This is a genomic window from Ruminococcus gauvreauii (assembly GCF_025151995.1).
Lineage (GTDB): Bacteria > Bacillota > Clostridia > Lachnospirales > Lachnospiraceae > Ruminococcus_G > Ruminococcus_G gauvreauii.
The window spans coordinates 632729-655372 of sequence record NZ_CP102290.1; the positions used below are offsets into that span (position 1 = coordinate 632729).

At 48.9% G+C, this 22644-nt stretch carries 23 protein-coding genes; 2 read left to right on the forward strand and 21 right to left on the reverse strand.

What is annotated here, in order from left to right:
• Positions 1-23 precede the first annotated feature (23 nt).
• The 15 genes from NQ502_RS03070 to NQ502_RS03140 all read right to left on the reverse strand — a co-directional run bounded on the left by NQ502_RS03070 (position 24) and on the right by NQ502_RS03140 (position 14947).
• Complete coding sequence (locus tag NQ502_RS03070; RefSeq protein WP_028529640.1) at positions 24-791, reverse strand: type III pantothenate kinase; 768 nt, start codon at positions 789-791, stop codon at positions 24-26.
• 1 nt (position 792) lies between these two features.
• Positions 793-1458: an ECF transporter S component gene (locus NQ502_RS03075; protein WP_028529641.1), complete on the reverse strand. Its 666-nt coding sequence runs from the start codon at positions 1456-1458 to the stop codon at positions 793-795.
• Between the two features lie 64 nt (positions 1459-1522).
• Positions 1523-2713 (reverse strand): bifunctional phosphopantothenoylcysteine decarboxylase/phosphopantothenate--cysteine ligase CoaBC, encoded by a 1191-nt coding sequence (coaBC, locus tag NQ502_RS03080; protein ID WP_028529642.1) that lies wholly within the window; start codon positions 2711-2713, stop codon positions 1523-1525.
• 51 nt (positions 2714-2764) lie between these two features.
• Positions 2765-4930 carry a DUF2298 domain-containing protein gene (locus NQ502_RS03085; RefSeq protein ID WP_083963446.1) on the reverse strand — a complete coding sequence of 722 codons (2166 nt, stop codon included), beginning with the start codon at positions 4928-4930 and terminating at the stop codon, positions 2765-2767.
• Complete coding sequence (locus NQ502_RS03090) at positions 4927-5631, reverse strand: glycosyltransferase family 2 protein (protein ID WP_028529643.1); 705 nt, start codon at positions 5629-5631, stop codon at positions 4927-4929. The genes NQ502_RS03085 and NQ502_RS03090 overlap by 4 nt, the downstream gene beginning before the upstream one ends.
• A 65-nt stretch (positions 5632-5696) precedes the next feature.
• Entirely contained in the window at positions 5697-6320 is a 624-nt protein-coding gene (locus tag NQ502_RS03095; protein WP_028529644.1) for a cytidylate kinase-like family protein, read from the reverse strand.
• A 17-nt stretch (positions 6321-6337) separates the two neighbouring features.
• The gene (locus tag NQ502_RS03100; RefSeq protein WP_028529645.1) at positions 6338-7048 is read right to left on the reverse strand and encodes an ABC transporter ATP-binding protein; all 711 of its coding nucleotides are present in this window, start codon (positions 7046-7048) and stop codon (positions 6338-6340) included.
• Between the two features lie 12 nt (positions 7049-7060).
• Positions 7061-7819: an ABC transporter ATP-binding protein gene (locus NQ502_RS03105; protein WP_028529646.1), complete on the reverse strand. Its 759-nt coding sequence runs from the start codon at positions 7817-7819 to the stop codon at positions 7061-7063.
• A 1-nt stretch (position 7820) separates the two neighbouring features.
• The gene (locus tag NQ502_RS03110) at positions 7821-8894 is read right to left on the reverse strand and encodes a branched-chain amino acid ABC transporter permease (RefSeq protein ID WP_028529647.1); all 1074 of its coding nucleotides are present in this window, start codon (positions 8892-8894) and stop codon (positions 7821-7823) included.
• Positions 8895-8903: 9 nt separating this feature from the next.
• The gene (locus NQ502_RS03115) at positions 8904-9788 is read right to left on the reverse strand and encodes a branched-chain amino acid ABC transporter permease (protein ID WP_028529648.1); all 885 of its coding nucleotides are present in this window, start codon (positions 9786-9788) and stop codon (positions 8904-8906) included.
• Between the two features lie 150 nt (positions 9789-9938).
• Positions 9939-10445 carry a transcription repressor NadR gene (locus NQ502_RS03120; protein WP_028529649.1) on the reverse strand — a complete coding sequence of 169 codons (507 nt, stop codon included), beginning with the start codon at positions 10443-10445 and terminating at the stop codon, positions 9939-9941.
• A 17-nt stretch (positions 10446-10462) separates the two neighbouring features.
• Complete coding sequence (nadC, locus tag NQ502_RS03125; RefSeq protein WP_028529650.1) at positions 10463-11317, reverse strand: carboxylating nicotinate-nucleotide diphosphorylase; 855 nt, start codon at positions 11315-11317, stop codon at positions 10463-10465.
• Positions 11280-12605, reverse strand: coding sequence for an L-aspartate oxidase (locus NQ502_RS03130; protein ID WP_028529651.1), 1326 nt, complete (start codon positions 12603-12605; stop codon positions 11280-11282). The genes nadC and NQ502_RS03130 overlap by 38 nt, the downstream gene beginning before the upstream one ends.
• Positions 12606-12618: 13 nt before the next feature.
• Positions 12619-13530 (reverse strand): quinolinate synthase NadA, encoded by a 912-nt coding sequence (gene nadA / locus NQ502_RS03135; protein ID WP_341349431.1) that lies wholly within the window; start codon positions 13528-13530, stop codon positions 12619-12621.
• Between the two features lie 217 nt (positions 13531-13747).
• Positions 13748-14947 (reverse strand): ABC transporter substrate-binding protein, encoded by a 1200-nt coding sequence (locus NQ502_RS03140; RefSeq protein ID WP_028529653.1) that lies wholly within the window; start codon positions 14945-14947, stop codon positions 13748-13750.
• An 82-nt stretch (positions 14948-15029) separates the two neighbouring features.
• On the opposite strand from NQ502_RS03140, the gene NQ502_RS03145 reads away from it, so the two are divergent.
• Together NQ502_RS03145 and NQ502_RS03150 are read left to right on the forward strand one after the other, a co-directional pair.
• Complete coding sequence (locus tag NQ502_RS03145; RefSeq protein ID WP_260046606.1) at positions 15030-16451, forward strand: MATE family efflux transporter; 1422 nt, start codon at positions 15030-15032, stop codon at positions 16449-16451.
• Positions 16448-17086 carry a 4'-phosphopantetheinyl transferase family protein gene (locus NQ502_RS03150; RefSeq protein WP_049898350.1) on the forward strand — a complete coding sequence of 213 codons (639 nt, stop codon included), beginning with the start codon at positions 16448-16450 and terminating at the stop codon, positions 17084-17086. Before NQ502_RS03145 ends, NQ502_RS03150 begins: the two co-directional genes overlap by 4 nt.
• Before the next feature lie 195 nt (positions 17087-17281).
• Here NQ502_RS03150 and NQ502_RS03155 read toward each other — a convergent pair whose 3' ends face one another.
• From NQ502_RS03155 to NQ502_RS03180, 6 genes are all read right to left on the reverse strand, one after another.
• Entirely contained in the window at positions 17282-17623 is a 342-nt protein-coding gene (locus NQ502_RS03155) for a cupin domain-containing protein (protein ID WP_028529527.1), read from the reverse strand.
• 62 nt (positions 17624-17685) lie between these two features.
• Complete coding sequence (locus NQ502_RS03160; protein WP_083963429.1) at positions 17686-19014, reverse strand: MATE family efflux transporter; 1329 nt, start codon at positions 19012-19014, stop codon at positions 17686-17688.
• Positions 19015-19018: 4 nt separating this feature from the next.
• Positions 19019-20347: an MATE family efflux transporter gene (locus NQ502_RS03165; protein ID WP_187374527.1), complete on the reverse strand. Its 1329-nt coding sequence runs from the start codon at positions 20345-20347 to the stop codon at positions 19019-19021.
• Positions 20348-20358: 11 nt separating this feature from the next.
• Positions 20359-21099, reverse strand: a complete 741-nt coding sequence (fabG, locus tag NQ502_RS03170) for a 3-oxoacyl-[acyl-carrier-protein] reductase (protein ID WP_028529524.1) — start codon at positions 21097-21099, stop codon at positions 20359-20361.
• Between the two features lie 14 nt (positions 21100-21113).
• Positions 21114-21500 carry an SH3 domain-containing protein gene (locus NQ502_RS03175; RefSeq protein ID WP_028529523.1) on the reverse strand — a complete coding sequence of 129 codons (387 nt, stop codon included), beginning with the start codon at positions 21498-21500 and terminating at the stop codon, positions 21114-21116.
• A 182-nt stretch (positions 21501-21682) separates the two neighbouring features.
• Positions 21683-22603 carry a sugar phosphate isomerase/epimerase family protein gene (locus NQ502_RS03180; RefSeq protein WP_028529522.1) on the reverse strand — a complete coding sequence of 307 codons (921 nt, stop codon included), beginning with the start codon at positions 22601-22603 and terminating at the stop codon, positions 21683-21685.
• Positions 22604-22644 lie beyond the last annotated feature (41 nt).

The following is a 22644-nucleotide window of genomic DNA, read 5'->3' on the forward strand; positions in this document are numbered from 1 at the left end:
ATCTGCAGCAGTCCTTTTGATCTCTAACCTTTATTCTTGTTGTAAATGATAAGTAATCCCTTCAATAACAGATCATCATCCATGATAACTTCTCTTCTGCAGTGAGGAATAATAGACTTTGCCAGTCCTCCGGTGGCGATTGCGGTCGCCTTTTTGCCCAGTTCATCCTCGATCCTTGTAATCAGACCGTCCACCATGGCCGCACTGCTGTAGATCACACCGCTTTTCATACAGTCGATCGTGTTCTTGCCGATCATGTGTTTCGGCGGTTCCAGACTGATCCCCTGCAGCTGCGCCGCATGGGTCGTCAGTGAATCCAGCGATACGAGTACGCCGGGCAGGATCATCCCCCCGATATAGTTGCGGTTTTCATCGATGACACATACTGTCGTCGCCGTGCCCATATCGAACACGATCAGCGGCGCAGAGTATTCATTGATAGCGGCTACGGAGTCTGCCACCAGGTCACTTCCGAGCTGTGCAGGATTGTCCATCAGGATATTCAGTCCCGTCTTGATTCCGGGCCCCACCACCAGCACCTTTCTTCGAAGAATCTTCTCCGTGGCGATCCGCATGATATTCGTGATCTGAGGAACAACCGAAGAGATGATTCCTCCCTGGATTTGCTCATACTCAATCCCATAGAGATCCAGCACTACTTTTATATCAATTGCGTATTCCAGTTCTGTCTTCGTCCGCACGGTAGAGAGACGTTCCACAAAATATGTCTGTTTCTCATCCACACACCCGACCACAATATTTGTATTTCCGATATCAATGGCTAAAATCATATCATACTCCTATATTCTTCATCACTTTCGTATTCATCAGCACCTTCCCGACCAACGCCACGATAACGGCTGCCACAATCGCCTCCGGAATACCGTTGACTGTAATGATGGCCGTGATCGCCGAATACACCGCATTTGCCGCAATCCCGCTTGCTGCCGCATAACTGTCCCCGAAGAACAGATAGATCATATTCATGACCAGAAGTGTGTTGGTCAGCGCTCCGGAGAGTCCCGCGAGTGCCAGTCCCAAAACAGAGGTGCCGTTCGTCTGTTTTTTCGTCAGTTTCATAACGAGGCGGTAGACAAAAAACGGTACGACTCCCACAAGTATCCGCGGTACAAAACAGATAATCAGACTTCCGATTCCTCCGCTGTATTCGCCCAGAGAATAGAACGGCGTGAATACAAAGGATGTCACCGACGGATTGATCGTATTATTGATAAAACTCGTCAGTCCAAATACAAACCCAAGCGCCGCTCCTTTTTTAGGTCCAAGCATCAGCGATCCGATGATAACCGGAATGTGGATAATGGTCGCTCTCGTGAAGCCGAGCGGAATGTAGCCCAGAAACGGTGTGAAGGCCATGACTAAAATCAGTGCAGCGAAAAGTGCCACCTGTGCCATTCCCTTCGTCTTTGACATAGTTGCTGTTGATGTGTTATTCATTTTTTTCCTCCTGTTACTGTTCCTTCTTCTATAAAGGATACAATACATGTGCCCTTTCGGGAGTTTACGGGTTGCTCATAATTCTATCCAGGATATGAACGGCAACCTCTTCCTTGCTCATCAGGTCAAGAGAGATTTCCTCATCCTGTGTAATCAGGGTCACCACATTGGTGTTCGCTTCAAATCCAGCTCCGGGTTCTCTCAGATTGTTCGCAACAATCATGTCCAGATGCTTTTTTGCAAGCTTGTCCCTGGAATTACCGATTACGTTCTCCGTCTCCATGGAAAATCCGCACAGAAACTGATATGGCTTCTTATGCTCTCCCAGATATTTCAAAATGTCTTCCGTCCGTTCCATCTCAACGAAAAGACTGTCACCCTTTTTCTTCATCTTCTCATCGCTGACATGCCGCGGCCGGTAATCAGCAACCGCTGCCGCCTTGATCACAATGTCCTGATCCGGAAACTCGCCGGTTACCGCGTCGAACATCTCCTGTGCGCTGGTTACATGGATCACCTTCACGAAAGGCGGCGGCATAAGATTCGTCTTTCCGCTCACGAGTGTCACCTCGGCCCCCTTCAGCATCGCGATTCTGGCCAATGCATATCCCATTTTCCCGGATGAATGGTTTGTGATAAAACGTACCGGGTCCATCGCTTCCTGCGTCGGTCCGGCTGTCACCAGTACCCGTTTCCCGCGCATATCCTTTGCAAATGCAATCTCCCGCTCAATATATTCCATCAGCACTTCAGGCTCCGGCATCTTGCCGGCTCCCGTATCGCCGCATGCAAGTCTGCCTGCTGCAGGCGGTATGACTTCAAATCCATACTGCTTCAGTGTGCGCATATTATCGCGCACAATGGGATTCTCATACATGGCAGTGTTCATCGCCGGCGCCACGATCTTCCTGCAGCGGCAGGCAAGCGCCGTCGTTGTCAGCATATCATCCGCTATTCCATGCGCAAGCTTCCCCATCACATCGGCTGTTGCGGGCGCGATCATCATCACATCCGCCTGTTTTGCAATGGCGACATGCTCCACACTGTGCTGAAAATTCCTGTCAAATGTGTCAATCAGGCATTTATTTCCCGTTAATGTTTCAAATGTAATCGGGTTAATAAAATTAACTGCATTCGGTGTCATGATCACGTGTACATTGGCGCGCTGCTTCATAAGCGCACTTGCAAGAGCGGCACTTTTATATGCTGCAATTCCGCCCGATACGCCGAGCAGCACAGTTTTTCCATTTAACATCGGATTACTCTCCTTTTTCTGCATGCACATTCTTTGCTTATTATATAGAACTCATCCCGAAATTGCAATGATATACGTGTCATTTCTTTCAAAAACGACCTCTCCCGCAGACTTCAGTAAGGAATCATTGATCTCCCCGTATTTTTCACGCTCCAGGTCACCCACATAGATATAGGAGACATCATATTTTTCCAGCAGCCCATGTACTTCCGCCTCATCATCAGAGGTATATATGAGCTTTACATCGTCTTTTCTTTGATTGAGGTCATCCGTATCATTTCTCCACAGCCACTCGTGCACGTACCATCCGAGTACACAGGGCAGACCGGTCATTGCCGATACCCTCTGGTATTCAGAATAGCTGTCTCCACAGGCTTCCACGATGACAGGGCTTCCGTCCACATGTTCATTCAGCCAGTCAATGGCACCGGCATCCGTCGGATACTCCTCCTCCAGATATGCAGTCGCATCCAGGCCCTGAAAACCGGAACGGTCCAGGACATCCCCAAACCAGTCTGAGACTGCAGTCCCCAAATAGCCGATCGTCGAAAACAGACAGATACTTCCCAGAATTCCTGTCACATACAGTGCACGTGACTTATTCAGCAGAAAACGCATCAGAATATATGCCATACTGATGCCAAGCAATGTAAATGCCTGATATGTCAGCTTAAACATTGTATTCGCTCTCGCCGAGTTCTCCTCGTAAATGTCACGGACATACACAAGCTCCGGGATCAGTACAAGCCCTATTGCACAGAGAACCAGCCCCGCCACAAAGAGATCGGAGGGATGTGTGTTTTCCATCAGGCTGCGAAACCTGCCTCGGTTCTTAGTTTTTCCGGCATTTTTTATGACCGTCCAGACTACAAAAACAGTGCACAGAATCAGCGGAAATCCCCACACAACCAGAAGCTGTTTGAAAGAAGTGTGATTCTCAGCCAATGCAATCCCCGACACCATACTCTTAAACTGCAGTGTAAACGGCAGTGCTACGAGCTCAGAGATTATCAGCATCCACGCACCGTGCAGCAGGCTGCGGCCGATCGCATACCCCGGTGCAAACTGCCCTTCCCTCAGATTGCGGTATACGACAACCGCCATAATCACCACGAAGTAGATGGGAAAGTCCCAGTAATTTGTAAAATGAAAAATCCCCAGGAAAACTCCAAACATCAGATAATACGGATTTTTCAGGGAGCGGATAAGCCGACAAGGCAGTGCGGCCTTTTGTTTTATCTTCGATACACGGATCGGAGCTTTCATAAACGCATAGATGATACCGACCAGGCACAGCACAAACATCAGATTCACGACATGGGCATGCAGATCTCCGAGTACAAAGGAGTACGCCGGATATTCATGGATTGTCCGGTCGCTGCCTTTCGGGTAATAGCCAATATAACGCGTGGAATTTGAAAACCAGTACGTGTAATCACTGTCATGCCCCAGAAATCCCCTGAAAAAGCGCAGCAGCGGTCCGGCAAGCACATAATGCATGTTGCCGGCAAAAGACACAGCAGCTCCCGCCAGAAGACCGGCCGGCACTGACGCACCCGTGCGCTTCTTTCCATCCGCTTTCACAGCCCGGTCCTCCCAGAGCTGGCGTGCTATGGCAAACGGCATCATAAATGCAAATGCAGCCACAAGCGTGCGCATCACATTATAAGTCTCCTGTATCCGGGTGAACGAAATTTTGGTCAAAAACACTGCAAAATACTGACCCCCGTAATAATAGTTGAGGCCTTCCCCAGCATACCAGATATCCGGTGCCGGGATTTTGGTGCTGCGCATCATGCTCGCCATGAACCCGTAGTCCATGAACTTTTCCGTCCCCTTTGCTTCCGGATGAAAGCCCGCCAGGTAGGTCCAGAACAGGAACAACGCAAGAAACAGCAATTCTTCACAGATGATCAGTTTTCCATTTTCACGCGTGATCCAGAACACGGATTTTCCCTTTCTGAGCCGACACCAGAAAATTCCGATGTTCAGAACAATTCCCATGAGCACGATGACCACACAGAAAGTTGTTGTAAATTCAAATAATCCGGTACTGACCAGCAGCCACACAAAATAGCCCGGCAGAACAGCCCCCAGTACCTTGGAAAACATCCATCCGCAGTCACGATAATTTTTAAACAGGATTGCTGACAGAGGCATGAATCCCATGCCAAGTACCAGCATCATCAGCCACCAAATCAGACTCGTACCCATCATATCCTCCTTCGCATCGAATGAAATTCGGCCACTGCACGGCGGCCCATGGCAATGATCTTCGGAATATTGACAGAATTAACTCCGCCCTGGCGCATCCGGAATGTGATCGGATAGTACAGGACCGTCTTCCCCCTCTTTTTATATAATACACTCACCATGACATTCGCCAGATGGTAATCCCTGGGGATGCTTTTCAGAATCTCACCAAGCTCATCCGCCCGCATCAGACGGAACGGCGTATTGATATCCTTCATCCATACACGAAAGTTGAGAAGCACTACCAGGCGCAGTGTTTTCGTCACGATCTTCCTGGAAAATCCATCCTGACGATGCTTCCGGTACCCGAGCAGCAGTCCTGCCGCCAGGCGGTCACTCCACATCTGTCCGAATTCCGAAGGAAGCGTCTGACCATCTGAATCCGTCTGAAAGATATACTCTGCCCCATGCGCGATCGCATACCGGTACCCATAGAGCACCGCGGCTCCGTGACCGCCGTTCTTTTTTGTCACAGCCTCCAGATATGGATACTCCTCTTTCAGCCTCATCAGTATCTCATATGTAGCATCTGTGCTTCCATCATCCACAACAAGCAGGCGGCTGCCATTTTGGATGCGGCTGATCACTGGGTACCACTGCCGTACAACCGATTCAATATTCCAGGCCTCATTATATGCCGGCATCACAATCCATAGTGTGTTCATAATGTCTCCCCGTTTTTACCCTAAAAAGGGGAAGCCTTGCGTATCGCAGCGTCCCCTTTTCAATCCTATTCTTTAAACCTGATTTTTAAATAGCTCCTGATCTCTTCCACACATCTCTCGAATCCCAGCTTTCCGCTGTTGATACAGAGATCGTAATTTCTCGCGTCCGTCCAGTCACGCCCTGTATAGTGATGGTAAAAATCACCGCGGTATTTATCAACTTTGGCGATGTATCGCTCCATCTCACGCTTGGTCATACTGTTCCTCTCCATCGCACGGTCAAAACAGAATTCCCGGTCCGCATGGACGAATACACTCGCGACATTATCAAAATTGCGAAGCACAAAATCGGCGCATCGCCCGATGATCACACAGGATTCCTGCCGCGCAAGCTGCTTTATGATCTTGGCCTGATAATTAAACAGGTTATCATTTGAAACGAATCCGTCACACTCCGGATTGATCAGATCTCCGCTGTATACTTTTGTCGTCAGTTTCTGAAGCAGTCCGATATCCAGCCGCTCATCGACCTTCCCGAACAGCTTCTCAGAGATTCCGCTGTCCTCAGACGCCATCCGAAGGATTTCACGGTTATAGCAGTTAATACCCAGTTCTTTTGCCAGCATCTCGCCGACCGTCTTGCCGCCGCTTCCATACTGTCTAGCAATTGTAATTACCACATTTTCCATATGAATTCCTCCCCTGCCTATTCACCCAGATATGCTTTCTTAATGGAATCATCATTCATCAGATCTTTTGCATCTCCGCTCAGGACGATTTTTCCGGTCTCCAGTACATATGCACGGTCTGCAATGGAAAGCGCCTTCTTTGCATTCTGTTCGACCAGAAGCACCGTGGTGTTTCCTGCGCTCACTTCCTGAATAATATCAAAAATCTCATTGACGAGAATCGGGGAAAGCCCCATGGACGGTTCATCCATCACGATGATCTTGGGATGGGACATCAGTGCACGCCCCATGGCGAGCATCTGCTGTTCTCCTCCGGATAACGTACCCGCCAGCTGATTTCGTCTCTCCTCGAGGCGCGGAAAACGTTTGTATACCATCTCCAGTGTCTCTTCAATCTCCTGTTTGTCACTTCTGGTAAAAGCCCCCATCCGCAGATTCTCATAGACACTCAGCTGTGCAAATACGCGGCGGCCTTCCGGAACATGAGCCATACCGAGTCCTACTATTTTATGCGCCGGAGTCCTTGTGATATCCTGCCCTTCAAATATGACAGAACCATTTTTCGGTGTCAGCAATCCGGTAATCGTATGAAGGATCGTAGTTTTACCCGCACCGTTGGCTCCGATCAATGCGATGACTTCCCCCGCGTTTACCTCGAAGGAGACACCTTTGATCGCCTGGATCATGCCGTAGAATACTTCCAGGTCCTTAACTTCAAGCATTGCCATTCTTCTCTCCTCCTATTCTCCCAGATATGCCGTGATAACTTCCGGATTATTCAGTACCTCGCTCGTCTCTCCCTGTGCCAGAACTTCGCCGAAGTTCAGTACGGTCAATTCCTCGCAGATACCGGCTACCAGCTTCATATCGTGTTCAATGAGCAGAATGGTCATATCAAACTTTTCCCTGACAAACTGTATGGTCTCCATAAGCTCGCTGGTCTCATTCGGATTCATTCCTGCAGCCGGCTCATCCAGCAGAATAAGCTGGGGATCCGTCGCCAGCGCCCGTGCGATTTCCAGCTTTCTCTGTTTTCCGTAAGGAAGATTGGATGCCAGATAATCCGCCTCGTTCTCAAGTCCGAATACTTTCAAAAGTTCCATTGCTTTTTCATTCATCTCTTTCTCGACGCTGCGGTATCTCGGCAGACGCAGAATCCCTTCTATCGTCGTGTAATGGTGATGGTTATGAAGTCCCACCTTTACGTTGTCGAGTACCGGAAGGTCTTTAAACAGACGGATATTCTGAAAGGTACGGGCAATCCCTGCCCTGTTGATCTCGATCGTCTTTTTTCCGGTAATATCTTTGCCGCCAAGTCTTACAATTCCTTCGTCCGGTTTATATACGCCGGTCAGCAGGTTAAAAAATGTTGTCTTTCCCGCTCCGTTCGGACCGATCAGTCCGTACAGCTGACCGGCTTCAATGTTCATATCCACTGCATTGACTGCGCGCAGACCTCCAAAGGAAATTCCCAGATTTTTCACTTCTAACAGTGCCATGCTATTCTGCCTCCTTCGCTGTCTTCTTTTTCGCGGTCAACCGTCTGAATGAATGTTTTTCACGCCATTCGATTGATTTCGGCGCCCAGTTAAAGAGCATCATAAGGATCAGCACGATGGCATAGATCAGCATCCGGTAATCCGAAAGGCCTCTTAAGAGTTCCGGAAGCAGCGTCAGGATAACTGCAGCTATAATGGACCCTCTCATGTTTCCGATTCCGCCCAGCACGACAAATACCAGAATCATGATGGACATATTATACCCGAAGTTCTTGGGAAGCGCCGTCAGTGTGGACAGGTTGTGCGCATACAGTACTCCTGCGACACCTGCCAGGGCAGCAGATACAGAAAACGCCATCAGTTTGTATTTTGTGATATTGATTCCAATTGATTCCGCCGCGATCCGATTGTCACGGATCGCCATGATTGCGCGGCCGTCTCTTGAATTCACCATATTCAGAATGATAACCAGAGTGATCAGGATCAGTATTATCCCAATCAGAAAAGTGGAATCTTTCGGCGTTCCCGTGATTCCCTGCGGACCGTTTACAATGACCATACCGTCCGGTTCCATATCAAGCGCCACTGCATCTTTCATGGAAAAATGAAAACCATTGCTGTCCTTTCCGATAAAAAATACATTGATGACGTTTTTAATGATCTCGCCGAATGCAAGCGTCACGATCGCCAGATAGTCTCCCTTCAGCCGGAGGACCGGAATACCGATCAGAATGCCGAAGATTCCGGCAAGTACTGCGCCGATCAGCAGTGCCAGAAAAAAGCGGAGCCCTGCGGAAGGAATAATTCCCTCCATACATTTCGAAAAGAATGCACTGGAAAAAGCACCTACACACATAAACCCTGCATGACCGAGGCTGAGTTCTCCGAGGATACCCACGGTAAGGTTCAGAGAAAGCGCCAGGATCACGTAGACACAGAGCGGAACCAGAAGCCCCTGCATAAGGCTGGATAAGCTCCCCGCTGAAACCAGGATCTGAACGATGATAAATGCCGCTATGACAATACCATACGTTATCATATTGTTTTTTGTCGTTTTATTCATCTTCTTTAACATCGTTTTCACCTACACTTTCTCCTGGATATTTTTGCCCAGAATACCCGTAGGCTTCACGAGCAGTACGATAATAAGCACAGCAAAAACAATCGCATCCGCAAGCTGCGACGAGATGTATGCCTTGCCCAGTATTTCGATAATACCCAGAAGAATTCCTCCGATCATCGCTCCCGGCACGGATCCGATCCCTCCGAACACAGCGGCTACGAACGCCTTGATGCCCGGCATCGCGCCCGTGTAGGGCGACAGAGACGGATAGGCTGAACAGAGCAGGACGCCTGCCAGTGCGGCGAGTCCTGACCCAATCGCAAATGTCAGCGCAATCGTCCTGTTGACATTGATTCCCATCAGCTGCGCCGCTCCTTTGTCCTCCGAAACCGCCAGCATGGCCTGACCGGATTTTGACTTTCTGATAAACAGGGTCAGTATAATCATGATCACAACACAGGATACGATCGTCACGATCGTCTCACCGGTTATGAGCAGCGCACCGTCAGCCAGTGAAATGGCTGGAATTGTCACAACAGATTTAAAAGATTTAGTATTGGCTCCGAACAGCAGAAGCGCAATATTCTGCAGCAGGTAGCTGACTCCGATCGCAGTGATCAGCACCGCCAGCGGCGATGCTGCATTCCTGAGCGGACGGTATGCGACACGTTCGATCGTTACACCGAGCACTGTACAGAAAACAACCGCTGCTAAAATTCCTATAATCGGCGGTAAGCCCAGGTTCGTTGTCGCCAGCAGAACCGCGTAACCGCCTACCATAATTACATCACCATGCGCAAAGTTCAGCATCTTTGCAATTCCATATACCATGGTGTAACCCAAGGCAATGATCGCATAGACGCTGCCCAGGCTAATGCCATTAATCAAGTAAGATAAAAAGCTCATAGCACACCCCTCTGTCGTATAATTTTCATAATGCTTTATTATACCATCCCGTTCGACAAATTTTCAAGGAAAACCCTATGTTTTCTGGAACTTTTGTATGAAACGGCAATGGCTGTCTCCTTTTTCGAGACAGCCATTGCCTGATATTCTTTATTCTACCAGATATCCTTTCATTTTCAAGGCATTTTCTATCAAATTTAGTATTGCCTCAGAATCGGCTGTTACTGTGTGGTAATGATAACCAGAAGTGATATTTTTCAGCGGACTGGACTTTCCCATGCGGATCCCTTCCATAAATTCTTCCACATCTCTTCTGGAATTGATCAGCATATCCGCTTTCAGCTGTCCGTATACTTTATGGTTGACAAACACATCCGCTACTCTGCCTCCCATATCCACGATTGTATAGAGCTCATCCACGATTTCATCATCTGCATGACAGACTTTAAATATCCGCTGCGCTCTTTTCCATGCATTCAGCACATATCCTCTGTTCGTGGATACAATGTCCTGGTTGGCTGCCCGCAGAAGAGCAACATCCTGCACGATTACCTGCCTGCTGACGTGGAATTCCTCCGACAGCCTGCTTCCCGATACCGGTCCTGTACTGCTCTGAATGTAATTCAATATTTCCTTTCGTCTCGCCTCACCATTCATAAGCGTCACCATTAAACCTATACTGCATGCAGATTCTTCAGAGATATATCCATAATTGGGGCAGAATGCGTCAGCGCGCCGCTTGAGATAAAATCAACACCGACAGACAGATATCTTTCAATATTTTCTTTCGTCACATTTCCGGAACACTCTGTCTGTGCACGCCCGCCGATCAGTACGACGGCCTCTTTCATCATTTCCGGTGTCATATTATCCAGCATGATAATATCCGCGCCGGCATCCACCGCCTCTTTTACCATATCCAGATTTTCTACCTCCACCTCGATCTTACGCACAAACGGCGCGTACTCCTTCGCCATCTCTATCGCCTTTTTCACACTTCCCGCCGCGCCAATGTGGTTATCCTTGAGCAGAATCCCGTCCGAGAGATTATAGCGGTGATTGCAGCCTCCGCCCACTTTGACAGCATATTTTTCAAAGATTCTCATATTCGGTGTCGTTTTTCTCGTATCCAGCAGCTTCGTCTTACTGCCTTCCAGCAGAACAGCGATGGAGTGCGTGTATGTCGCGATGCCGGACATTCTCTGCAGGTAATTCAGTGCTGTGCGTTCCCCGGACAGCAGCACACGGATGTCTCCCGTGACAACCGCCATCCTGGTGCCGCTCGTCACCAGGTCTCCGTCCTCCACATAGGCCTCCACTTTTACCGTGTCATCCAGCAGCTCGAATACCCTTGCAAAAACGCCCATGCCTGCCACGATCCCGTCCTGCTTGCAGATCAGGTCCACCTGCCCCAGGCATGGTTTTCTCATGACCGCATTGGTCGTGATATCCTCCGATGTGATATCTTCTTTCAGTGCCTGTAAAATTAAATCATCCACATTTAGCTTCGTTGTGATTGGATTGTTCATGTTCTTGTTTCATCCTTTCTGTCTCTTTCATAATGGCTTCCCGATATTTCTCTCTGATTGCTTCATAGTCTGTATACTGGCTGAAGTCAACGATATCCAGGATGTCTTCCCTGACTTTGGCAGTCTCGATCTGTTCCTGAATCTGTCCCGCTGCCCGTTTCGCAAACACCAGGCTTTCAAGCAATGAGTTGCTGGCCAGCCTGTTTGCCCCATGTACCCCGTTGCAGCTCGTCTCACCGACCGCATACAGCTGATCCATGGAGGTGTGGCTGTATTGGTCCACATGAATTCCGCCCATGAAATAGTGCTGTGCGGGAACCACCGGAATACACTCTTTTGTCACATCGTATCCTTCTTCCAGACACCGCTTATAGATATTCGGAAAATGAGATTTGATCTCCGCCTCCGGTATTTTTTCCATGGACAGCCACACATATGGTGTTCCGTCCTTTTCCATCTGTTTATGTATGGCTGCCGTGAGCAGGTCCCTCGGCAGGAGTTCGTCCACAAACCTCTGATGGTGGGCGTCATACAGGACAGCGCCTTCTCCTCTGACTGATTCCGAGATCAAAAAGCGTCTCCCGGTTTTTTTAGAATAAAGAGTCGTCGGGTGAATCTGTACATAATCGATGTTTTCCAGCTCCACTCCATTCTTTATTGCAATGGCAAGACCGTCCCCTGTCAGATGCGGAAAGTTTGTAGAATGTTCATACAGACCGCCCACGCCGCCGCAGGCCAGTACGGTCTCCCGGGCTTCGATCACCATCTGACTGCCGTCTGCTGCCCTGCACACAGTGCCATAACAGATATTGTCCTGACAGACAAGGTCAATCATGGTCACGTGCTCCAGAATTGAGATATTGCTGCGTCTTCTCACTTCCCCCAGCAGTTTTTCCGTAATCTCCTCCCCCGTGATATCCTCGTGGAATAAAATCCTCGGTCTGGAATGGCCGCCCTCTCTCGTAAATGCCAGTTCGCCGTTCTCCGTCGCAAAGTCAACTCCGAAACCAATCAGGTCACGGATGATGTCCTGTGATGACCGGATCATAATGTCCACCGACTCTTCTCTGTTTTTGTAATGGCCCGCACGCATGGTATCCTCATAGTAACTGTCGTAGTCAGACTCACTGCGCAGCATGCAGATGCCGCCCTGCGCCAGATAGGAATCGCTGTTCTTTGCCTCATCCTTGGTAATCATCAGGATCTCTTTGTCCGCGGGAAGATTCAGGGCACAGAACAGGCCTCCGACACCCGTGCCTACAATTAAAATGTCCGTTTTCTTTTTCATATTCCTTACCTTCTTATCTGGCCAGCTGAAGCATACGCACCAGCGGTTCCTTTGCTCTCACACGCATGGTCTCCTCAAGCACAACTTCATTCTCACCTGTCATGAGTACATTCCGTACCTTTTCCGGTGAAATCTTTTTCATGTTCGGACAGTACTGACGATGACCGACAGAATAGAATTTCTTATCCGGGTTTTTCTGCTGCAGTTCATAGAGAACCCCCATCTCCGTACAGATGATAAATTCCTTCGCATCACTCGCCGTCGCGTAATCGATAATACCCGAGGTGCTGCCGATATAATCCGCCTCTTTCAGAATCTCCAGTTTACACTCCGGATGTACCAGAACTTTTGCTTCCGGCTTTGCCTCTTTTGCCTTTTTTACGTTTTCCAGCGAGATGCTGGTATGTACATGACAGAAACCGTCATTGAAAATGAATTCTTTCTCCGGAACTTTGGACGCGATATACCGTCCCAGATTCTCATCCGGTATAAAATAAATCCGTTTGTTCGGAAGTGCCCTGACAATCTTCAGTGCGTTGGAGGAAGTCACGCATACGTCCGAATGTGCCTTCAGCTCCGCCGTGGAGTTTACATAACAGACGACAGCGACATCCTCGTACTCTTCCTTCACCTTTTTTATTTTATCAACATCCGCCATATGCGCCATCGGGCAGTCGGCCGCGGCATCCGGCATCAGCACAGTTTTTTCAGGATTCAGTATCTTCGCACTCTCGCCCATAAAGGAAACCCCGCAGAACACAATCGTCTTCTGCGTCACTTCAGTCGCAAGCTTCGCCAGGTAGTAAGAGTCCCCTATATAATCTGCAAGTTCCTGTACTTCATCATTCACATAATAATGGGCTAGGATCACAGCGTCTTTCTGCTCCTTCAATGCCCGTATTTCCTCAACAATCTGACTCATCATCAGTTCCTCCTTAACATATTGCTGTTCATTATAGCACGCGTCATTACATCTGACAAGACAGTTGTTGTATTTACTGTAAATTTATAACAGTTCAGACGATGGGCCGTCTCAACCGTTACAAGTCCGTAAAAAAAATATGTACAGGACGCTCTCTTTCGAGAGTGCCTGTACATATTTTCTAATGCGGTACCTGCATGCCGCGCATATAAACGGTAAATTACAGTTCTTTGTATTTTCCGTTTTCGATCTGAAGTACCATCGGAGCTTTCTCCGGCTCACCATCAGCTGTCCATGTCATCTCTTTTGCTGTCACACCGCTGAATGTGATTTCCGTCATCACTGCCTTCAACGCATCACTGATGTCAGATGCACTCATATCGGCAGTCACTTCCGCTTTTTCCATAGCCTCTTTTAAGATATAGATACCGTCATAGGCATCTGCCGCAAACTGGTTCGGTGTCTCACCGTAAGCATCTTCAAAAGCTGTCACGAATGTTTTTACAGTCTCATCTTCTGATGTTGCACAGAACGGTGCCAGGAACATTGCTCCTTCTGCCAGAGATGCATCAAATCCTTCCACATCCAGAATACCGTCCAGACCGTCACAGCTGAAGAAGATCGGGCTGTAGCTCATGCTCTTCGCCTGTTTCAGTACCAGGGATGCCTCCTGATAGTAGAATGGCAGGAATACCAGTTCAGCACCGGCATCTTTTGCTTTCTGAATCTGCACAGAGAAATCTGTCTTGTTGTCAGCAGTAAATGCCTCGGCTGCTACGATTTCCAGTCCCTTTGTCTTTGCTTCGGCTGCAAATGCCTGGTAGATTCCCGAAGAATACGTATCAGAGCTGTCATAGATGACAGCGATCTTTGTAGCCAGCTGGTTTTCTGCGATATAATCTGCAGAAGCTACACCCTGGTTCGGGTCAGAGAAACATACACGGAATGCATTCTCATACTGTACACACTCTACCGCTGTTCCGGATGGTGTCAGCTGGAAGATATTATCTTTCTGTGACTCTTCTGCCACCGCGATACACGGTACAGACGTTACAGCTCCGAGCAGCGCCTGCATTCCCCAGTCTTTCAGGGTGTTATAAGCATTTACTGCTTTCTCGGCATCGTGCTCATCATCCTGAAAATTCAGTTCGATCTGTGCGCCATTGATTCCGCCCGCAGCGTTAATCTCCTTGACTGCCATCTCAGCGCCGTTTTTAACAGCCTGTCCGTATACGGCAGCACCGCCTGTAGTTGGTCCGATTCCACCGATCTTGATTACAGAACTTTCCTCTGAACCGGCATTCTCAGTACCGGCACTTTCTCCGCTGTCAGATGATTCTTTTTTTCCGCATGCCGCAAGACTTGATACAGCCAACGCAGCAACTAAAGCAAGACTAATAAATTTCTTGATATTTTTCATCACTTGCCCCTCCTATAATATTTATCGTTCTGAAATATGATACCCTCTGGTCTTTGCTTTGTCAATCAACTTTTTATATTTCTTGACACAATACCCTGTCACTTCTATTATTATAAGTACTACAGATCTTTTTAACGGGGGAGGAATACTGCAAATGAGTAAATTTGAAACCAATCTATCAGAGGGGAACGTCGCCACACAGCTGATCAAATTTTCCCTTCCCTTTCTGGTGTCCAATCTCATACAGTCGCTTTACAATGTCGCAGATATGTTGATCGTAGGGAACTTCAGCGGCACAAACAGCCTGTCAGGAGTTAATATCGGGGGCCAGATCACTTTTGTCCTGACCAACATCATCGTGGGGCTCTGTACCGGCGGTACCGTTCTGATTGCACAGTATCTGGGAGCGAACAAGCGTGAGAACATGAAAAAAGTAACGGCTACTCTGATGACCACGCTGCTGATCGGAGCCGTTGTCATCACCGCCGCGATGCTGATCTTAAAAGTTCCGATTCTCCGCCTGATGCAGACGCCTTCAGAGGCTTTTTCAGAGGCTAACCGCTATCTGACCGTGACGGTCAGCGGTATCATCTTTATCTTCGGTTATAATGCATTCAGCGCCATTCTGCGCGGTATGGGCGATAGTAAGCGCCCCTTTTATTTCGTGCTGATCGCATGCGTCACAAATATCGCGATGGATCTTCTGCTGGTTGGAACTTTCCATCTCGGTGCCTTCGGTGCTGCCGCAGCTACAGTCTTTTCACAGGCCCTCAGCATGATCCTCTGCATGGTCTATCTGATGAGGAATGATTTTATCTTTGATTTCAGACCGTCTTCCTTCCGGATCGACCGTTTCAGCATGAAAAAAATATTCCAGATCGGTCTGCCCAGTGCCGTACAGAACGGCGTTACGGGCCTCTCCTTTATGATCATCACCACGCTTGCCAATGTCATCGGCGGTGTGGAGGCATCTGCCGCAGTGGGTGTCGTATCCAAATTCAACGGATTTGCGATCATGCCGGCGGTTGCCATGGGTGCATCCATCTCCACCATGTGTGCACAGAATATTGGAGCCAGCCGATGGGACAGGGCACTGAAAGCGTGTAAGATCGGAACCGGAATCGCTGCCTTCGTCAGCTTTGTCATATTTGTTCTGGCAGAACTGTTTCCCGCCGAAATACTGTCAATGTTTGACAGTAATCCTGGCATGATCGCATACGGCATCACCTACATCCGGCCATTTGCCCTGGATTATCTGGTGGTACCTTTCTGCTTCTGCATCAACGGGCTTTATATTGCCTCAGGACACACGACGTTCTCACTGATCAACAGCATGATGTCCGCCCTGTTGCTGCGGATACCCGCGTGTATTTTGATCTCCACTGTCTTCGGACTGGGTATCGCAGGGGTAGGCATGGGAGCTCCGATCGCTTCTGCCGGCTCCCTGCTTCTTATTATATGGTTCTATTTCAGCGGAAAATGGAGGAAAAATCTGGCGCAATGATCTATCTGTTTGATGAATTACAGACTTTTACAGAGACTGTCCGACACGAGGCATATCGTCTTCTTCCCGAACAGCGCCTTGAAAAAATCGGAAATTATCGCTTTGAACGTGACCGCGACCTTGGTATGATCACATATCTTCTCCTGCGCTATGCCTTGAGGGAAGAGTACGCCATCGATGAGGCCGTCACGTTTGTTTGCGGTCCGCACGGAAAACCATACCTGAAAGAATATCCGGAAATACATTTTAACTTCTCACACTGCCGGGAGGGCGCGCTCTGCGCTGTCTCCTCCTCCCCTGTCGGTGTCGACATTCAGGAAATCGAGACGTCATATGAAAAAGTGATGCGCAGATCCATGTCCGGTCCGGAAATCAGGGTGATCTCAGAAAGTCCCATGCCGGACACCGCGTTCACCACATTCTGGGTGTTAAAAGAGTGCTACATCAAGTACCGCGGAACGGGATTGTCCGAGGAACTGCGGACTCTGGACTTTTCGCAGGCTGTCGGTAACCGCCGCTTCCGGGACTGTTTCTGTTATCACGATCACACTCCGCGCTATTGTTATTCATACTGTTCCGGCACCTCCGGCGCCCCTAAGGTCAGACGGCTCTCTGCAGGTCAGCTGCTTTTATAAAAAAGATTGCGCTCTCGCGCAATCTCCGCGCGCGAACGGACTGCAAAGCAGTAGTTTCCTTTCCGCGAGCTGCGCATCTATGCACGAAGTGCATTTTGTTACATAGGAGATTCCGAAGGAATTTCCTATGTAACAAAAATAAAAGGAGGCTGCACCCGGCGTATCAGCGCCTAAAGGGCAGTCTCCTCTTTCATTCTATTCAAAATATATCAGCGCCATCAGATCCAGCGGTTCATCCGAATGATTTTCAATCGAGTGTGATTCATTGAAATTGATCACACAGACATCACCCGGTCCGACCTCTGTTCGCGTTCCGTCGTTGTCTTCGAACACACCGTGTCCGCTTAAGATGTAATACGGCTCCGTATTTCCCACGTGCTGATGACGTCCGATGCTGCTGTGAGGCATCACGCGGAGCATCGCATACATTTTCCCATGCCCGTTTAATTCCTCCTCCGACACAATGTAATGAAATTCCACGCTTCCCATCCCGCCGCGCAGACCTTCCACCACCTTAACCTCAGGTTTTCTTACCATATTCGGGTACCTCCTCGTACACTTTTCTTTCATTTTATCAAATACAGTCCCGTCCGTAAATACTAAACCACCTGTATCTGTTTCCATTTCCCCTTTTTATAGCGCACGCCGAAAGCAATCGTCCGAAACACCCAGTCAATCACCATGGCCACCCAGACGCCGATTGCCCCCCAGCCCAGATACTGTCCCAGTATCACACTGAAGACCAGGCGGAATGTGACCATCGAAAAAATAGAGATAAACATCGTATATTTCACATCACCGGAAGCGCGCAGCGCATGCGCGACAGTAAACGATAACGGCCACAGGAAGGTGCCCACTCCGTCATGGATCCATACCAGCACAAAGGCACAGCGGTACGCTTCCTCCGACAGGGAATAGACATTCAGAATCCACGGAAGGCTGGCGAGCAGCACGATATTCAGGCAGGCAAGCATCATATAGGTGATCTTCAGCAGCTTTTTCAGGTAATACTTCGCCTGCGCACTGTCACCCGCCCCCATGCACCGTCCTATCACGGTGATGACTGCCAGATTGATTGCATGTCCCGGCAGAAGGCCAAGATTGTCCAGGTTATTCGCCACTGCGTTGGCGGCAATCTGAGCCGTCCCAAACCCGGCGATGATGCTCACCACCAGCACACGCCCCAGTTGGAACAGACCGTTTTCAATACCGCTCGGGATCGCAATATATAAAATCTTTTTGATCAGCTTCGGCGCCGGACGAAACACAGAAGCAAACCGGATATAGATCAGATTTTCAGGATTTCGCACCTGATACAGCAGGATGCCTGCTGCAAATATCCTGGAGATCGTTGATGCGATCGCGGCTCCCGCCACCCCCATGTGCAGGCCATAGATTAAAAATGTATCGCCAATGATATTGACCGCATTCATCCCCAATGCCGCCTGCATGGAAATCTTTGCATTTCCCATGGAACGGAACAGCGCCGCACAGCAGTTAAAAATCGCCAGAAATGGAAAGCCCAGAGCGATGTAAACCAGATAAATCTGTGCATTTCGCATAACATCGGCGTCAATTTCCCCGTAGATCAGCCGAAGAAGCGGCGCTTTGAAAAGCAGCATCACCGCCATGATCACAGTCGAGATGACCATGGCGATCAGAAGCAGCTGATTGGCGGCCTCGCAGGCAGTCTCTCTCTTCTTCTTTCCGATATACTGTGAGACAATAACGGCTCCCCCCGTTGCCAGCGCAGCAAAGATACTGTTCAGCAGATTTACTACCATATCCACGAGTGATACGCCCGAGATCGCCGCTTCACCGGCAAGTGAGACCATCGTTGTATCGACCATTCCAACCGCAACGGACAGAATCTGCTCTACGATCAGCGGAATGATCAGCTTTTTAAGATCTTTATTCGAAAACAACATACGCTCAGACTATCCTCATTTTCTTCCATTTTCCTTTTTTATAACGAACGCCAAACATGACCGTACGGAAAGACCAGTCGAGAACCATGGCAATCCAAACGCCAATCGCTCCCCACTGCAGATAACTTCCAAGGATCACACTGGCAGCCAGTCGGAATACCACCATCGAAAAAATGGAGATAAACATCGTATATTTCACATCACCTGCCGCACGCAGCGCGTTCGGCACCATGAAGGACAGCGGCCAGATCAGCGTGCCCGCCACGTTGTGAATCCATACCAGAATGAAGGCATAGTGATACGCCTCCGGAGACAGCGAATAAATATTCAGGATCCACGGAAGTCCGCCCAGCAGTACGATATTGGTACACAGGGTAAGTAAGTATGTTATTTTCAATAGTTTCTTCATGTAAAATGCTGCCTGCCGGCTGTCACCGGCACCCATGCAGCGGCCGATCACTGTGATGACCGCCAGATTGATCGACAATCCGGCGATAACGCCAAGGGCATCGAGATTGTTTGCCACCGCGTTGGCAGCGATCTGCGCTGTCCCGAATCCGGCGATGATACTGACTACAAGCACACGGCCCAGCTGAAACAAACCGCTTTCTATACCGCTCGGAATACCGATATACAGTATCTTTCTGATCAGCACCAGATTTGCCCGGAAGATATGACTGATGCGGATATACACTTCATTCTTCTGACTGCGCGCGCAGTAAATCAAAATAACTGCGGAACAGAATCTGGAGAATGTGGAAGCGATGGCGGCACCCGCTGCACCCATATGAAGTCCATAGATCAGGAGTGTGTCGCCTGCCACATTTATGATATTCATAATCAGTGCTGCCTGCATGGAAATCCTGGAATTCCCCATGGAACGAAACAGCGCAGCACAGGAGTTAAACAATGCAAGAAACGGGAAACCGATGGAAATATACACCAGATACGTCAGTGCATTCTGCATGACTTCCGGTTCAATATCTCCGTAGATCAGACTCAGGATGGGCTGCCGGAAAATGAGCATGACCGCCATAATGACAACGGAGATAACAAGCGATATGAGCAGCAGCTGATTCGCAGCCTCACATGCCGTCTCTCTCTTACGTTTCCCCAGATACTGTGAAACGATGACCGCGCCTCCCGTTGCCAGCGCGGCGAAGATATTGATCATCAGATTCACAATCATGTCTACAAGAGAAACGCCGGAGATTGCAGCTTCTCCGGCCATAGATACCATTGCCGTATCGACCATTCCGACGGTGATCGCCAGAACCTGTTCGATGATCAATGGGATGATTAATTTTCTCAGGTCTTTGTTAGAAAAAAGCATATTTATCAGCCCTAGATGGCCATACCTCCATCTACACAGATAATCTGCCCTGTTATGTATGCGGCTTCATCCGAAGCAAAGAAAGCTGTCATGTTTGCAACATCTTCCGGATCTCCCATGCGCTGCATCGGAATTCTGGCAATCGTCTTCTCCTTGATCTTGTCAGAGAGTCCTTCCGTCATATCCGTTCTGATAAAGCCCGGTGCGATCGCATTCACCGTGATCCCGCGGCTTGCCCATTCCCTGCCCATGGTCTTGGTCAGGCCGATGATGCCCGCCTTGGATGCCGCATAGTTGGCCTGCGCCACATTGCCGAGCACTCCTGAAGTGGATGTCAGGTTGATCACTCTTCCGCTCTTTCTCTCCAGGAAATGTGCGGCCAGATGGTGCATGGTGTTAAAGCAGCTCTTGCAGTTTGTATCCATGACCAGGTCATAATCTGCTTCACTGATCTTACCGATAAACTGATCTCTCGTGATACCGGCATTATTGACCAGGATGTCAATATGTCCGTGTTTTTCAAGCAGATCCTGAATCATACTGCCGACGGCCGTAAAGTCAGCAACATCACAACCATAGCTCTCGGCATGTCCGCCGTTTGCAATAATCTCCTGCACGACTCCTTCTGCCTTATCTTCTGCACTGTGATAATTGACGATCACGTAAGCTCCCATAGAAGCCAGCTTTACTGCGACTGCCCGTCCAATTCCCCTGCTCGCGCCTGTCACAAGCGCAACTTTACTGTTTAACATAACTGTTGTCCCTCTCATTCTTGTTTTGTATCTGTCAGATAATCCTCGTATACATAGGCACTCCCGCCTTCAAATACGATTTCATACCATCCGCTTTCTTTTCCGGTGACCGTAACCCTCTGCCCGGCAGTCAATTCGCCAATCACAGCACCCTGTGTGCTCGGCATCGTCCGTACATTGACCGCAGAACTGCAGTACATGACAGTGCCGTCCGGCGTCTCATCCGGAGCGATCACATCGCCGTCATCTTCCTCTTCATGCTCGGCTTCATCTTCCATTTGTCCCGGAGTCTTCGGCTGGGTCACTTTCGCCTCTTCCCGAAGCGGAAATGGATTGCATCCCGTTAAAATACCGGTACATAAAACAAATACCAGGGCGGTGCTCATTATCTTTCTTCTCATCGTGCACTCCTTCCATTCGTTTCACATAACACTACAATATTATACTATCACAATCCGAAATCCACAATGTGTATTTTATACAACTTTTAGACTTCTTTCACGCATCCTTTAGGAAATCCGTCCGTTTTCATCACAGCAAAAACTGCTGTATCCAGTTTTTGAATACAGCAGTCATGATATCATTATTTACCAAGCAGTTCCTTTTCAATTCGCTCTCTTGCTTCCGGCGCCTGCCTGTCCATTTTTTCAGGGAAACCAAACATCGATACGCATGCGATATTGTCTCCGCCAACCTTAGGCGCGTCTGCTTTCATCTGCTTATTTGCAAAATCCATATCGCGCAGCGTCTCGAAGATGCCGTCGAAATCGACATCACCCTCACCCATAGCCAGGTGCTGATGGATGGTAACGTCTGCCTTTCCGCGGCCGTTCAGCCAGGGCGGATTCGCGATATAACGGCAGTCCAGAGTCTGGTTATACGTGTCTGCAAACAACACGTGTGTCAGCTCGTCGCCGGCATACTGCAGCATGGTGCGCACATCGCCTTTCCCTTCATCGTAGAAGAAACCGTGCGGTGAGGAATATACGTACCCCAGGTTTTTGGAACGGAACGATTTTACCATATCGCAGGTCTCATTATTCAGCTCGCAGAAATCATACGGATGAGACTGGATCTCAACCCGGATTCCTTCTTTTTCAAACAGAGGCAGCAGCTCTTCCATGGATTTAAACCACATGCCATTGCAGATCTCCTGCTGGTTCGGATCGCCGGACAATTCCGTATTGATAACGGTAACTCCCATATTAACGGCGATCTCAACGATCTTCTTCCAGTTGGCAACCGCAAACTGTCTCTGCTCCTCCGTCGGGCCCGACCAGCGGTAAACAACGATAAAAGATGAAATCTCAACCCCTGTTTCCTTCAGTGCCTGCCGGTACTCAGCTTCACACTCCTCAGAAAAAAGAGGGTGTTTATAAAATGGATTGATGCGCGGGTGCGGGGACTGTTCGATATATTTATAACCCCAGTCTGCTACCTGATGCACCATACGGTTGATATCCATCTGTTTTGCCAAAACGTCAACGTCAAATGCTATCTTCATGATCCTGCACTCCTTTTCAACTTTATGAGTTTATTGTACCA

What these genes read in the sequence shown, in the direction of transcription:
- NQ502_RS03110 (WP_028529647.1), bottom strand. Translation starts at nt 8,894, where the DNA reads ATGTTAAAGAAGATGAATAAAACGACAAAAAACAATATGATAACGTAT.
- fabG (WP_028529524.1), bottom strand. Translation starts at nt 21,099, where the DNA reads ATGTTAAACAGTAAAGTTGCGCTTGTGACAGGCGCGAGCAGGGGAATT.
- NQ502_RS03150 (WP_049898350.1), top strand. Translation starts at nt 16,448, where the DNA reads ATGATCTATCTGTTTGATGAATTACAGACTTTTACAGAGACTGTCCGA.
- NQ502_RS03155 (WP_028529527.1), bottom strand. Translation starts at nt 17,623, where the DNA reads ATGGTAAGAAAACCTGAGGTTAAGGTGGTGGAAGGTCTGCGCGGCGGG.
- nadA (WP_341349431.1), bottom strand. Translation starts at nt 13,530, where the DNA reads ATGATGAGTCAGATTGTTGAGGAAATACGGGCATTGAAGGAGCAGAAA.
- NQ502_RS03085 (WP_083963446.1), bottom strand. Translation starts at nt 4,930, where the DNA reads ATGATGGGTACGAGTCTGATTTGGTGGCTGATGATGCTGGTACTTGGC.
- NQ502_RS03130 (WP_028529651.1), bottom strand. Translation starts at nt 12,605, where the DNA reads ATGAAAAAGAAAACGGACATTTTAATTGTAGGCACGGGTGTCGGAGGC.
- nadC (WP_028529650.1), bottom strand. Translation starts at nt 11,317, where the DNA reads ATGAACAATCCAATCACAACGAAGCTAAATGTGGATGATTTAATTTTA.
- NQ502_RS03160 (WP_083963429.1), bottom strand. Translation starts at nt 19,014, where the DNA reads ATGTTGTTTTCGAATAAAGATCTTAAAAAGCTGATCATTCCGCTGATC.
- NQ502_RS03115 (WP_028529648.1), bottom strand. Translation starts at nt 9,788, where the DNA reads ATGAGCTTTTTATCTTACTTGATTAATGGCATTAGCCTGGGCAGCGTC.
- NQ502_RS03140 (WP_028529653.1), bottom strand. Translation starts at nt 14,947, where the DNA reads ATGAAAAATATCAAGAAATTTATTAGTCTTGCTTTAGTTGCTGCGTTG.
- NQ502_RS03070 (WP_028529640.1), bottom strand. Translation starts at nt 791, where the DNA reads ATGATTTTAGCCATTGATATCGGAAATACAAATATTGTGGTCGGGTGT.
- NQ502_RS03090 (WP_028529643.1), bottom strand. Translation starts at nt 5,631, where the DNA reads ATGAACACACTATGGATTGTGATGCCGGCATATAATGAGGCCTGGAAT.
- NQ502_RS03075 (WP_028529641.1), bottom strand. Translation starts at nt 1,458, where the DNA reads ATGAATAACACATCAACAGCAACTATGTCAAAGACGAAGGGAATGGCA.
- NQ502_RS03175 (WP_028529523.1), bottom strand. Translation starts at nt 21,500, where the DNA reads ATGAGAAGAAAGATAATGAGCACCGCCCTGGTATTTGTTTTATGTACC.
- NQ502_RS03105 (WP_028529646.1), bottom strand. Translation starts at nt 7,819, where the DNA reads ATGGCACTGTTAGAAGTGAAAAATCTGGGAATTTCCTTTGGAGGTCTG.
- NQ502_RS03120 (WP_028529649.1), bottom strand. Translation starts at nt 10,445, where the DNA reads ATGAATGGTGAGGCGAGACGAAAGGAAATATTGAATTACATTCAGAGC.
- NQ502_RS03180 (WP_028529522.1), bottom strand. Translation starts at nt 22,603, where the DNA reads ATGAAGATAGCATTTGACGTTGACGTTTTGGCAAAACAGATGGATATC.
- NQ502_RS03165 (WP_187374527.1), bottom strand. Translation starts at nt 20,347, where the DNA reads ATGCTTTTTTCTAACAAAGACCTGAGAAAATTAATCATCCCATTGATC.
- NQ502_RS03095 (WP_028529644.1), bottom strand. Translation starts at nt 6,320, where the DNA reads ATGGAAAATGTGGTAATTACAATTGCTAGACAGTATGGAAGCGGCGGC.
- NQ502_RS03100 (WP_028529645.1), bottom strand. Translation starts at nt 7,048, where the DNA reads ATGGCAATGCTTGAAGTTAAGGACCTGGAAGTATTCTACGGCATGATC.
- coaBC (WP_028529642.1), bottom strand. Translation starts at nt 2,713, where the DNA reads ATGTTAAATGGAAAAACTGTGCTGCTCGGCGTATCGGGCGGAATTGCA.